The 13,032-nt window shown below is 65.6% G+C and carries 10 protein-coding genes; 4 read left to right on the top strand and 6 right to left on the bottom strand.

What is annotated here, in order from left to right; genetic code table 11:
• The first annotated feature begins 23 nt into the window (after nt 1-23).
• Both QTI66_RS05875 and QTI66_RS05870 read left to right on the top strand, forming a co-directional pair.
• Complete coding sequence (locus QTI66_RS05875; protein ID WP_286558106.1) at nt 24-1,334, top strand: AsmA-like C-terminal region-containing protein; 1,311 nt, start codon at nt 24-26, stop codon at nt 1,332-1,334.
• 10 nt (nt 1,335-1,344) lie between these two features.
• Complete coding sequence (locus QTI66_RS05870; protein WP_286558104.1) at nt 1,345-3,348, top strand: acetoacetate--CoA ligase; 2,004 nt, start codon at nt 1,345-1,347, stop codon at nt 3,346-3,348.
• A 50-nt stretch (nt 3,349-3,398) separates the two neighbouring features.
• Here the strand turns inward: QTI66_RS05870 and QTI66_RS05865 are convergent, their stop codons facing one another.
• Both QTI66_RS05865 and QTI66_RS05860 read right to left on the bottom strand, forming a co-directional pair.
• A complete protein-coding gene (locus QTI66_RS05865; RefSeq protein ID WP_286558101.1) occupies nt 3,399-5,000 on the bottom strand; it encodes a GMC oxidoreductase in 1,602 nt (533 codons plus the stop codon).
• Between the two features lie 296 nt (nt 5,001-5,296).
• Nucleotides 5,297-6,217, bottom strand: coding sequence for a LysR substrate-binding domain-containing protein (locus tag QTI66_RS05860; RefSeq protein ID WP_286558099.1), 921 nt, complete (start codon nt 6,215-6,217; stop codon nt 5,297-5,299).
• A gap of 241 nt (nt 6,218-6,458) precedes the next feature.
• Here QTI66_RS05860 and QTI66_RS05855 point away from each other — a divergent pair, with 241 nt between their 5' ends.
• Together QTI66_RS05855 and QTI66_RS05850 are read left to right on the top strand one after the other, a co-directional pair.
• Nucleotides 6,459-7,658, top strand: coding sequence for an acyl-CoA dehydrogenase (locus tag QTI66_RS05855; protein ID WP_286558097.1), 1,200 nt, complete (start codon nt 6,459-6,461; stop codon nt 7,656-7,658).
• Entirely contained in the window at nt 7,658-8,899 is a 1,242-nt protein-coding gene (locus QTI66_RS05850) for a CaiB/BaiF CoA transferase family protein (protein WP_286558095.1), read from the top strand. The genes QTI66_RS05855 and QTI66_RS05850 overlap by 1 nt, the downstream gene beginning before the upstream one ends.
• A gap of 21 nt (nt 8,900-8,920) precedes the next feature.
• On the opposite strand, the gene QTI66_RS05845 is transcribed toward QTI66_RS05850, so the two are convergent.
• From QTI66_RS05845 to QTI66_RS05830, 4 genes are all read right to left on the bottom strand, one after another.
• Nucleotides 8,921-9,811 (bottom strand): DMT family transporter, encoded by an 891-nt coding sequence (locus QTI66_RS05845; RefSeq protein WP_286558093.1) that lies wholly within the window; start codon nt 9,809-9,811, stop codon nt 8,921-8,923.
• Between the two features lie 28 nt (nt 9,812-9,839).
• Entirely contained in the window at nt 9,840-10,283 is a 444-nt protein-coding gene (locus tag QTI66_RS05840; RefSeq protein WP_444814967.1) for a flavin reductase family protein, read from the bottom strand.
• A 193-nt stretch (nt 10,284-10,476) separates the two neighbouring features.
• On the bottom strand, nt 10,477-11,706 hold the full coding sequence (locus tag QTI66_RS05835; protein WP_286558090.1) for a spore maturation protein: 1,230 nt from the start codon (nt 11,704-11,706) through the stop codon (nt 10,477-10,479).
• Between the two features lie 9 nt (nt 11,707-11,715).
• Nucleotides 11,716-13,023, bottom strand: a complete 1,308-nt coding sequence (locus tag QTI66_RS05830; RefSeq protein ID WP_286558088.1) for a D-amino acid dehydrogenase — start codon at nt 13,021-13,023, stop codon at nt 11,716-11,718.
• Between the last annotated feature and the right edge of the window lie 9 nt (nt 13,024-13,032).

Below are 13,032 nucleotides of genomic sequence, written 5' to 3'. Positions count from 1 at the left end.
CTAACCCGGCCCTATGCTGGTGCATGTCGCGCGCAAGACGCTGGATCCTCGCCGCTGCTGGCCTCGTGGTGGCCGGCGCGGTGGCGATCGTCATTGCAGCCTGGGTGTGGCTGCCTTCGGACGCGGAGGTGGGTGCCCGCATCCGCGCCGAATTCATGCAGCGCACCGGCGTCGAACTCGACATCAAGAACGTGCATTGGAGCTTGTGGCCCCAGCCGATGCTGGTCATCGAAGACGCGAGCACGCGTCAGGCCAAGCCCATCGTGGTTCGCCGCCTCAGCCTGCAGGCGCCCTGGCGGTCGGTGTTGCACAGGGAGTTTCATGTCGAGGAAGTGGAGATCGACGGCGCCGTCGTTCCGCGCCAGTCGCTGAGTGACCTGCATGAGCATGCGCAGGATTCGGCGCCTGAAACCGGCGCTTGGGCCGCTGCGGCCATTCCCGTGGAGCACCTGCGTTTTCGCGATGTGACCTGGGTCGACCGGCGCGACATCGAACTGGCCTACGACGGCGAGGTCGACTTCGACGCCGATTGGCGGCCGCGGCACGCGCGCATTGCCCGCGCCGAAACCACGCCGCCGGTGCAGATGCGTGCCGAACGCGAGGGCGAGACGGACCGGTGGCGCGTATTGATCGACGTGCCGGGCGGCACGTGGAACGGCGACGCCACATGGGAGACGAAGCCCGATGGGCGCATGGCCGTTCACGCGCAACTGGAGCCCAAGGGCGTGGATGTCGAAGCACTGGCCACGGCGTTCAAGCGGCGCAGCGTGGTGGCGGGCCGCCTCAGCGGTAAAAGCGATGTGAACGCCGAAGCCGACAAGCTCACCGATCTGGTGGCCAGCCTGCGTACGCGCACGCGCTTCGCCGTCAAGCCCGCGCGCCTCACGCGATTCGACCTCGCGAAGGCTGTGAGCTCCGCGGGCACCAGCCGCGGTGGCCAGACCCCGCTGGACGAACTCACGGGTACCGTCGATACGCAGATGACGGACAACGGCGTCATCTACCGCTACACGGATCTGCGCGCACGCTCGGGCGTGCTCACCGCCACGGGCAACGTCAGGCTCTTCAACCGCAAGCTCGATGGCGAAGCGGCGGTGGACATCGTGGACGGCGTGGTCGGCGTGCCGCTGAAGATCGGCGGCACCGTCGAGCAGCCGGAGTTGTCGCTGACGGGCGGCGCACTCACCGGCGCGGCCATCGGAACGGCCGTCTTGCCCGGCGTGGGCACCGCGCTCGGCGCGCGCATCGGCCAGCAGGTCGAGCGGCTGTTCGGCAGTGACGACAAGAAGAAACCCGGAAAAGCCCCCTCGCCGGCGGCAACCCCGCGGCGTTAGTGTGCGGGCTATGACGCCTCCCAACATTCCCAAGATCCGCCTTTATCAGGACTGGCTGCGCGACAGGCGTGGCCTTTCGTTTGATACCTACGACGCGTTGTGGCGCTGGTCGGTGACGGACCTCGAGGCTTTCTGGCAAAGCGTGTGGGACTTCAACGCCATGCGATCGCCCACGCCACACACCGCGGTGCTGGCGGATGCACGCATGCCCGGCGCCCAATGGTTTCCTGGCGCCCAGGTCAACTACGCGCATGAAGTCCTGCGTCACGTGGATGCCGCCCATGCCGCAGGCCTTCCGGCCATCGTGAGCGACAACGAGCTGGGTGACGTGCGCGAGATGTCCTGGCCCGAACTGCGCCGGCAGGTGGGCGCCTTTGCGTTGACCCTGCGCGACCTGGGCGTGCAGCGCGGCGATCGCGTGGCGGCCTATCTTCCGAACGTGCCTGAAACGATGGTCGCCTTCCTGGCCTGCTCCAGCATCGGCGCCGTGTGGAGTGTGTGCGCGCCCGACATGGGCACCGCTGCGGTCATTGACCGCTTTCGCCAGATCGAGCCGACGGTGTTGATTTCAGTCGACGGCGTTCACTACGGCGGCCGGCCGCTCGATCGCTGCGTCGTCGTGCAGGAGCTGCGCTCCGGGCTGCCCAGCGCGCGCAAGCTGGTGCTGCTTCGAACGCCCTTCGCAGCAAGCGCGCTGGCCCATGACGTCGATTTTGCCGAGGCGGTGAAGCGCGACGACGCGGCCGTGAAGTCCTTCGAGCCCGAGTGGCTGCCTTTCGATCACCCGATCTGGATCGTGTATTCCAGCGGCACCACGGGCTTGCCCAAGCCCATCGTGCATGGGCAAGGCGGCATCCTCGTCACGATGCATGCCTGCGGCTTGCACTACGACATCGGCACGAGCTATCTGCCCAACAATTTCGGCGAGCGCTTTCATTGGTACAGCTCCACGGGCTGGGTCATGTGGAACGCGCAGCTGTCGGGTCTGGCCGTCGGCGCGACCATCGTGCTGTACGACGGCAACCCGGCCGGCAGCAAGGAGCGGCCGGATTGGTCGGTGTTGTGGCGCTTCGTGTCGCGGCATCGCGTGAGCTTTTTTGGCGCCGGCGCGGCGTACTTTTCGAATTGCATGAAGGCGGGCGTCGATGCGGCGGCCTGCGGCGATTTGTCGCGTGTGCGCGTGCTCGGCAGCACCGGCTCGCCGCTGGCCGAGGATGTGCAGCGCTGGGGAACCGCGCTCGTGAAAGCGGCCGGCTCGCCCGAGGTGTGGTGGTGCAATATTTCAGGCGGCACGGACTTCTGCGGCGCGTTCATCGGCGGCAACCGCGAACTGCCGGAAGTGCCGGGGCAAATGCAGTGCAGGCAACTCGGCGCATCGGTCGAGGCCTGGAATGAACAAGGCCAGCCGGTGATCGGCGAGGTGGGCGAACTGGTGTGCACCAAGCCCATTCCGGCGATGCCGCTCTACTTCTGGGGCGATGAAGGCAACGCGCGCTATCTGTCGAGCTATTTCGACACCTACCCGGGCGTGTGGCGTCACGGCGACTGGCTGCGCATCGGTGAAGACGGCGGCTGCATCATCTATGGCCGCAGCGATGCGACCATCAACCGCCAGGGCCTGCGCATGGGAACGAGCGAGATCTACAGCGCCGTCGAAGCCCTGCCCGAGGTGCTCGATTCGATGGTGGTCGATCTGGAATACCTCGGACGCGAAAGCTACATGCCGCTGTTCGTCGTGCTGCGCGACGGTGCAACGCTCGACGATGCGGTGCGCGCCAGGATCAACAACGCGATCAAGACCAGCCTGTCACCGCGCTTCTTGCCGAACGACATCTTTCAGGTGGCGGAGATTCCGCGGACGCTGTCGGGCAAGAAGCAGGAGTTGCCGATCAAGAAACTGTTGCTTGGCCAGCCGATCGAGCGCGTGGTCAACCGGGAGGCGATGGCGAATCCGGCGTGCCTGGAGTGGTACGTGCAATTTGCAAGTCAGCATGCGGCCACCCGCGCACGCTGACTTGGGGTGGTCCATGGGCGGGGCCTTTCTGACCCGCCCACTTTGCTGCTTCAGAAATCGTCGCGCAGGATGGCCTCCACGTTGCGTTCCACGAGTGCCGAGATCGTCAACGAAGGATTGACGGTACCCGTGCTGCCCGGGATCAATGCGCCGTCCACGACGTACAGGCGGCGCGAGCCCTTGACGCGCCCATATCCGTCCGTGGCCTTGCCAATCACAGCGCCGCCAAGCGGATGCGCTGTGAACGACGCGTTGACATCCTCCACCACAGGAAATGCACCCGGAATGGTGAAGCTCGACAGGGCAATGCGGTTGTTGACCCGGCGCAGTGCAGCGACCGCATCGTCGTTGCCGCCTTTCGGCCAGAGAAGATTGACGCGGTCCCTCGAGGCGTCGTAGACGAAGCTCGCGCGATTGCGCTCGTCATACACCATGCCCAGCGACGCGCTCAAGCCCAGGTTCACCGGCAAGCCGGGCGTGCCCCAGTTTTCCAGCGTCAATGCCATGCCGGAGCTGTCGGAGATCCTGGAGGGGCAGGGGGATGCTTGCGTGATGCCCTTGAGCGCCCCGAAGCTCCGCAAGACCGACGCATCGCCATTGGTGCCCCATCCCTGGCCGACGTGCTCATTGAGGTTGGGGATGTGGTTGAAGGCGCGCGCACGCACCAGCAGTTCGGACGTGCCGATCGAGCCCGCTGCAAGGAACAGGTAGTCGCAGGTCAACACGTAGCGGTCAATCTGGCTGCCTTCGGGGCTGAGCTTGACGACGTCGACGTTGTAGCGGATGCCGTCATACCAGACGTTGCGAACTTCGTGGCCGGGATACGTCTGGGCCCGTCCGGTGGCTTCCGCAAATTTCAGGTAGTTTTGCGTCAGGTCGAACTTCGCGCCGTTGGCGTTGCCGAGATCGGTTTCGCCGACGATGGCGGATTTGCGGGCGGCACCCCTGAGTTCGGCGCGTACGACGTCCCAATTGAACAGCGAGTCCACCGCTGTGGGCGCATAGCCGGCCTTCCTCACGTGATCGTCCCAGACCCGGCAGTGACCGAAGGGCCCGGCGTTGTAGACGTCAGCCGGCATGGGGCTCAGCCGCAGCATTTGTCGAACGCGCGGGTAATACACGCGGTTCATTTCCTCGAAGCTCACGGAATTCTTGAAAACGGCATCGAAGTATTTCTTTTCGGGCTGGATCATCACGCCCGTAAAGACTTTCGATCCACCACCCACGCACGCAGCGCGCCAGACGTCGATGTGATCGTATGTGGTCACGTCCAGGACGCCACCAAAATAGTCGAAAAGCGAAATGACGCCGGTCAATTGTTTGGTGTGGGTTCGATGCCAGTAGCCGCGGCCGTCCGGAAATGCTTCGTTGGTGAAAATCTCGCGCCAGGGGTCGGTGGGCCAGCGCGAACCGCGCTCCAGAATCGTCGTCTTGATGCCTGCCTGGGCCAGCCGCATCGCAGTGATGGAGCCGCCAAAGCCCGATCCGATGATCAATGCCGGGGTATAGGTCGGCGGCCGCGGAATGGGCCGAAAGATCTCGGGAACCAGCGCGCGGTACTTGAGCAGGTTGATGGTCGCATCGGCGGACGACGCGAAAAGCGCTGACGGTACAGCCGCTCCGGCGAGCTTGATTAACTTGCGGCGTTGCATTTTTTATTTCCTCCCTTGATTTGCTGACCATTTGAATGAATGGTTCTGAACGTTTATTGCTCGTGCCCACGAAATGCAACTGGCGCGTGACAGGACGCCGATTGCTGCGGCGACCATCGTATCCAGTGCTTGCGCCTCTACCTCTCCCGATCGCCGCAATGACAGGAATACTTCTTTCAGATCAAGAAGACTCAGTTCGGCACGTGATGAACCGTAAATTCCTGGTTTGCGAACTGAACGCAAGCAGGGCGTCGCAATGCAATCGCGAACCCGGCAACTGCGCGCTGGCGAACAGCTCAGTCTTCGCTTTGGGGTGCCAACTGCCCCACCATCCAGTCGCGGAAAATCGACACCACGCCGCGCTCATCGGCGCGCTCCGGCGTGACGAAGAAATACGCCCGCTCGCCGCGCAACGGCCGGTTGCAGGCCACCACGAGTTCACCGCGGGCCAGTTCGTCGGCCACCAGCATCGTCGGGATCAACGCGACGCCCAACCCGTGCGCGGCGGCGCTCGCGAGCATCGAGAACAGTTCGTGCCGTGGGCCCGAGCGTGCCAGCGGCGCGTCGACACCCTGCGCGTCGAACCATTGGCGCCATCCCTCGGGCCGCGTGCTTTGCTGGAGCAAGGGGAGTTGCGAAACCTGCTGCGGTGTGATGCCCGCGGCCCGTCGCTTGCCCGGCAGCAAGCTGGGGCTGCAAACGGGAACCACGTCTTCGCGCATCAGCTCGACCGCTCGCGTGCCAGCCCAGTTGTCGACCTGCACGCGCGTGCCGGCGTACAGCGCCGCGTCGAAATCGGTGTCGGCAAACAGGAAGGGGCGCGTGCGCGTCTCGATGTGCACGACCACATCCGGATGCTGGCGCGCAAAGTCCGGCAAGCGGGGAATCAGCCATCGCGTGGCGAAGGTGGGCACCGCCGCCAGTGCAATTGATCCGCCGGTGCCTTGATGCGCCATCGCGTCGAGCGTGTCGCGCTCCACGGCCTGCAGGCGCAGCGCGATCTGCCTTGCGTAGGCGCTTCCGCTCGCGGTGAGCGCCACGCCATGACGCGTCCGTCGAAAGAGCGCGACGCCCAAGAAGGATTCGAGCGCGCCGATCTGGCGCGACACCGCGCTCTGCGTGAGCGCGAGTTCCTGCGCCGCGCGCGTGTAGCTTTCGTGGCGCGCGGCGGCATCGAAGCAGATCAGGGTTTGAAGCGGTGGAATCTTGCGGCGCATGTATGAAAAAGCTGTATGACTCGCCCATGGGTTTGAGCCTGTTCGGACGGCCTGCGAACCTGACCATTCGCCCATGTCGTCCATACGACAGACCCCGCCACGACGAGCTCCCGGCAGGCATCACCTAGGCCCGCATGATATGCGCTCAACGCACATCTGGGTGCAGATTACTCGTTTGCACCCCACTCCCCGCGCCGGTACGATCCACCCCATTCCTTCCCCTTCCTTCGGAGACAAACACATGGCCACCAAAGCGCACTTCCACTGGGACGACCCGTTCATGCTCGACCAGCAACTCACCGACGAAGAGCGCATGGTGCGTGACGCCGCCAACGCCTACTGCCAAGAGCGCCTGCTGCCGCGCGTGACCGAGGCTTTCCGTTCCGGCGAAACCGATCCGGCGATCTTTCGCGAGATGGGCGCTCTCGGCCTGCTCGGCCCGACGATCCCCGAGGAGTACGGCGGCCCCGGCCTCAACTACGTGAGCTACGGCCTCATCGCCCGCGAAGTCGAGCGTGTCGACTCCGGCTACCGCTCGATGGCCAGCGTGCAGAGCTCGCTCGTCATGGTGCCGATCAACGAATTCGGCACCAAGGCGCAAAAGCAGAAGTTCCTGCCGAAGCTCGCCACCGGCGAATGGATCGGCTGCTTCGGCCTGACCGAGCCCGACCACGGTTCCGACCCCGGCAGCATGGCCACGCGTGCCAAGAAGGTGCCGGGCGGCTACTCGCTCAGCGGCAACAAGATGTGGATCAGCAACTCGCCGATCGCCGACGTGTTCGTCGTGTGGGCCAAGGAAGTCAGCGAAAGCGGCACCGTCGGCCCGATCCGCGGCTTCGTGCTCGAAAAGGGCATGAAGGGCCTGTCGGCCCCCGCGATCCACGGCAAGGTCGGCCTGCGCGCCAGCATCACCGGCGAGATCGTCATGGATGGCGTGTTCTGCCCCGAAGAAAACGCGTTCCCTGAAGTGCAAGGCCTGAAGGGCCCGTTCACTTGCCTGAACAGCGCACGCTACGGCATCTCGTGGGGCGCACTCGGCGCGGCCGAAGACTGCTTCCATCGTGCCCGCCAATATGTGCTCGACCGCAAGCAGTTCGGCCGCCCGCTCGCTGCGAACCAGCTCATCCAGAAGAAGCTGGCCGACATGCTGACCGACATTGCGCTGGGCCTGCAAGGCAGCCTGCGCCTGGGCCGCATGAAGGACGAAGGCATTGCCTCGGTCGACATCACCTCGATCGTGAAGCGCAACAACTGCGGCAAGGCGCTGGACATCGCGCGCCTGGCGCGCGACATGATGGGTGGCAACGGCATCAGCGATGAGTTCGGCGTGGCGCGCCACCTGGTCAACCTGGAAGTCGTCAACACCTACGAAGGCACGCACGACATCCACGCGCTGATCCTCGGCCGCGCCATCACCGGCATCGCAGCGTTCGCCAACTGATGGCCGCCGCCGCCCCGGCCGCGCTCGACGGCATCAAGGTGCTCGATCTGTCCCGCGTCCTTGCGGGGCCGTGGTGCACGCAGATCCTGGCGGACTTGGGCGCCGACGTCATCAAGATCGAACGCCCGGGTGTTGGCGACGACACGCGCACCTGGGGGCCGCCCTTCCTGAAGGACGCGGGCGGGCACGACACCAACCAGTCGACCTACTTCACCTCCTGCAACCGCAACAAGCGCTCCGTCACCATCGACATGGCGACGCCCAAGGGGCAGGCCTTGCTCAAGCAGATGGCCGCGGCGAGCGACATCGTGGTGGAGAACTTCAAGACGGGCGGGCTCACGCAATATGGCCTCGACTACGAGAGCCTGCGTGCGCTCAACCCGCGCCTCATCTACTGCAGCGTGACGGGCTTCGGCCATGACGGGCCGCACGCCTCGCGCGCCGGCTACGACCTGATGATCCAGGCCACCAGCGGCATGATGAGCATCACCGGCCGGCCTGACGAAGAGCCGGGCGGCGGACCCTTGCGCGTGGGTGTCGCGCTCACCGATCTCTTCACCGGCGTCTACGCCAGCACCGCGATCCTGGCAGCGCTCAATGTGCGGCACGCCACGGGCGAAGGGCAGCACATCGACATGGCGCTGCTCGACGTCGGCATGGCCATCCTCGCCAATCAGGCGAGCGCTTTCCTGAACACCGGCAAGGCGCCGCAACGCCAGGGCAACAGCCACCCCAGCCTTGCGCCGTACCAGGACTTCCACACGAGCGACGGCGCCATGCTGCTGGCCATCGGCAACAACGGCCAGTTCGCGCGCTTCTGCGAAGCGGCGGGCCGGCCGGAGTGGGCCAGCGATCCGCGATTTGCGACCAACACCTTGCGCGTCAAGCATCGCGAAGTGCTCGTTCCCGACATGGAAGCGGTCACGCGCACGCGCACGACGGCGGAGTGGATCGCATTGCTCGAAGACAAGGCCGTGCCATGCGGGCCCATCAACGACATTGCGCAGGCCTTCGATGACGAACAGGTCAAGGCGCGTGGCCTTGCCGTCACGCTCCCGCGCGATGCAGGCGACGGCATTGCCGCCATCACCGGTGTCGCTAGTCCACTGCGCCTGGGCGCGACGCCGCCGGTGTTGCGCCGCGCGCCACCGGCCTTGGGTCAACACACCGATGAAGTGCTGGCAGATCTTGGCTTGAGCCCGACGGAGATCGCGACGCTGCGGACGGGCGGCATCGTCTGACGCTGCCTGTGCTCCGGCGCATCAGGCGCGACGATTCACCAGCAGGATCCCGAAGCCCACGCCCGCCAGCGCCAGCACCAGTTGCGCGGTCAGCGGCTCGTTGAGCAGCGCCACGCCAAACACCAGCGCGAACAGCGGCGTCAGGAAGGTGAAGGATGAAATCCGCGTCGCAGGATAGTGCCGCAGCATCCACATCCACGCCAGGTAGCTTGCAAACGCACCGATCACCGTCTGCAGCGCAATCGACATCCACGCATAGGCCGAATAGGAAAACTGCCACTGTTCGCCCCGCAGCACGGACACGAATGGCATCAGCGCTGCCGTGACGGCGATTTGATAGAACAGCGTCTTCTCGGCGCTCGCGGTGCCCAGCCGGGTCGTTCGAATGGCCAGCGTCGTCAGGCCCCACAACACGCCTGCGGCGAGGGCCAGCGCGTCGCCGTAGAGCCGCTCCTTCGAGCTGTGGCCGAAGCTCTCGCTGAACGCCACCACCACGCCGATGAACGCGATGGCCAGGCCGACCCATTGCACGCCCCGCAGGCGCTCCGAGTGCACGAAGCGTGGAAGCAGCAGCGCCACCACGAACGGCGATGTGTACAGGAACACCGTCAGCCGCGATGCCGTGGTGTGCTGCAAGCCGACGTAGATGCAAACGAACTCGCCAGCAAAGAGCGCGCCCGCCAGCAGGCCACCCGGCAGCGTCCCGTCGCGTTCGAACAGCTTGACGCCTCGCCACATGCACCATAGCCACAGCAGCACGACCGCACCGATCATGCGGATCGTCGCCTGCCACATCGGTGGCACTTCGGCGACGGTGGTCTTGATGAGGATCTGCTGCAGCCCCCAGAACGCGCAGCAGGCAATGAGAAGCGAGACGGCGAGGGTGTCGAGGTGGTTCTTGCGTTCGATCATGTAGGGGGAAATTGGCGAGAGCGCACGTTCACAACGGGTGCTCTGTGTAGAAACGGCCGCCGTGAAACAGCAGCGGCGCGGCGCCTGCGCGGTGTGTGCAGCGCTCCACCTCGCCCACGAAGATCACGTGGTCGCCTTCGTCATAGCGGCTGCGGTTGAAGCATTCGAAGCTCGCCGCCGCACCAACCAGCACGGGCGCGCCGCCAATGCCGGTGCTGAACTGAACGTCGGCCCAGCGGTCCACATCCTTTTTCGCAAAGCGCTCGGCCAGATCCTTCTGGTTGGCTGCGAGGATGTTGATGGCGTAGTGCGAGCCGGTGCGCATCGCCGGCATCGAGCCTGCACCGCGCGACAGGCTCCACAGCACCAGCGGCGGATCGATCGACACCGAGTTGAATGAATTCGCGGTGAGCCCCACCAGCACGCCATTCGCCGAGCGCGCCGTCACGATCGTGACGCCCGTGGCAAACATGCCGAGGGCATCGCGGAATTCTTCGGCGGTGAAGGAGGGCGCTTGCGCCCGCTTGGGGGGAGTCACTGGAAAAGGCCGGCTGGCATCGAATGCAACGAAGCGGGGCGCCTATTCTGGCCGAACGGCCGCGCTTGTGCCGCTATCGCCGACGATGGCCTTTTTCAGTTGCACGAAGAAACGGGGGTGGGCCCGGTCATCCGAAGAACCAGTAGCAGACCAGGATGGCCGCAATCACGCCCGCCAGTTCGGCCAGCAGCGCACACGTCACCGCATGGCGCGTGCGCTGGATGCCCACGGCCCCGAAGTACACCGCCAGCACATAGAAGGTCGTCTCGGTGCTGCCCTGGATGGTCGCGGCCACCAGCGCGGGAAAGCTGTCCACGCCCTGGCTCTTCATGGTCTCGATCAGCATGGCCCGCGCCGCACTGCCCGAGAAGGGCTTGACCAGCGCGGTAGGCAGGCCGTCGACAAAGCGCGTGTCCCATCCGGTGAGCGCCACCATCCAACGGATGCCGTCGAGCGCTAGGTCCAGCGCACCCGACGCACGCAGCACGCCGATCGCGCAGAGCATCGCCACCAGGTAGGGCAGCAGGTTCTTGGCGACGTCAAAGCCTTCCTTCGCGCCTTCGATGAAGCGCTCGTACACGCCCACGCGCTTCCACGCGCCCAGCAGCAGAAAGAGCACGATCAATCCGAACAGCGTGAGGTTGCCCATGAGCGAGGACAAGGCGGCGATCGCACCCGCGCTGAGCGTGGTGAGAAAGGCCATGAAGCCGCCAAGCACCAGCGCCCCCGGCAGCAGGTAGGCCAGCACGACCGGATCCCACAGACGCAGCCGCTGTGCAATGGCCACCGTGACCAGGCCGACCAGCGTCGACGCCGTCGTCGCGATGAGGATGGGCAGGAACACCAGCGTCGGATCAGGTGCGCCTTGCTGCGCCCGGTACATGAAGATCGTGACCGGCAGCAAGGTCAGCGATGACGCATTGAGCACCAGGAAAAGGATCTGCGCATTGCTCGCACTGACGGTGCTGGGGTTGAGCGTCTGCAACTCGCGCATCGCCTTCAGGCCGATCGGCGTGGCCGCGTTGTCCAGCCCCAGCGCGTTGGCCGCAAAGTTGAGCGTGATGAGCCCCAGCGCCGGATGGCCCGGCGGAACCTCCGGCATCAGCCGCCTGAAAAGCGGCCCCAGCCAGCGCGCCAGCGCACCCACCAGGCCGGCGGACTCGGCAATGCGCAAGAAGCCCAGCCACAGCGTCAGCGTGCCGAAGAGCAGCACCATGACTTCCACGGCGAGCTTGGCCATGGCAAAGAGGCTTTCGACCATCGCCGCAAAAACGCCCGCATCGCCGCCGACCAGCCATCGGGCCAGCGCTGCGACGGCCGCCGTCACAAAGAATCCCAGCCACAGACCGTTGAGCATGCGGCGTTCTCAGTCCATGCCGTGGAAGCGAAAGCCCGCGATGGGCGCGCGCTCGCCGCTCACCAGTTCGGCCATCGCCTTTCCCGAGCCAGCGCCATGCGTCCAGCCCAGCGTGCCGTGTCCCGCATTCACCCACAGCTTGCCGATCTTCGTGCGGCCGATGAAGGGGATGTTGGTGGGCGTCGCGGGCCGAAGTCCGGTCCAGAACTGCGGATTGCCGCCTTGGTCTTCGGTGCGTGTGTCACAGACGCCGGGCAGCACCTTTTCCACGCGATCGACCAGCATGCGGCATCGGGCGCGCGCCAGTGGCGTGGTGAGGGAATGGTCGTAGCCGTTGAGTTCGATGGTGCCCGCCACGCGCAGGAAGTTGCCCAGCCGCGTCACGGCGCAGGCCGCCTCGTCGTCGATGGTGCTGATCATCGGCGCCGCCTCCGGGCGCAGCAGCGGAAGCGTTGCGCTGTAGCCCTTGCCGGGATAGATGGGCAAGTCCACGCCCACCGTGCGCAGCAGCGGCGCGCTGTAGGAGCCGCAGGCCACGATCACCGCGTCCGCTTTCAGGAGCACGTCGTTGCTGGCGGAATTGGCGCTGGAGCCGGGGCCGACCGACACCGATTCGACCTGCCCGCCCGCGACGTGGATGCGCTGGACGCTGCGCCCGAACATCAGGCGCGCGCCACGTTGCGCGCACCGGCGTGCCAGCGCTTGCGTGAACACGCGCGCGTCGCCGGATTCGTCGGTCGCGGTGTAGGTGCCGCCGACGATGCGATCGCCAAAGGGGCGAAATGCCGGCTCGATGGCCAGCAACTCTTCGCGGCTGACCACGCGCCGCTCGATGCCGTGGCGGTGCATCAGCGCAGCGGCATGCGCGGCTTCGTCAAAGGACTTCTGGTGGGTGAAGAAGTGCGCGATGCCGCGCTCGAGCCGGTGGTATTCGATGCCCGTGGCGGTCACCACGTCGCGCAAGGCCGCATGGCTGTAGGCGCCCAGCGCGATGATCTGGGCCACGTTGCGCGCAAAGGCCGCGTCATTGCATTGCCCCAGGAACTGCAGCCCCCAGCCCCACTGCTGCCAGTCGAGCTTCGGCTTGAACAGCAGCGGCGAATCGCTGCTGAACATCCACTTGAGGATCTGCAGCGGCGCGCCCTTGTAGGCCCACGGTTCGCAAAAGCTCACCGAAATTTGCCCCGCATTGGCGAAGCTGGTTTCCATGGCGGCATCGGGTTGCCGGTCGACGACGGTGACTTCGTGCCCGCGTTCCAGCAAGTGCCACGCGGTGCTGACGCCGATGATGCCGGCGCCCAAAACAATGACTTTCATGGAGCATGA

Source organism: Variovorax brevis (assembly GCF_030317105.1).
In the GTDB taxonomy this organism is placed as follows: domain Bacteria; phylum Pseudomonadota; class Gammaproteobacteria; order Burkholderiales; family Burkholderiaceae_C; genus Variovorax; species Variovorax brevis.
This window is presented reverse-complemented; position numbering and strand designations above follow the sequence as displayed.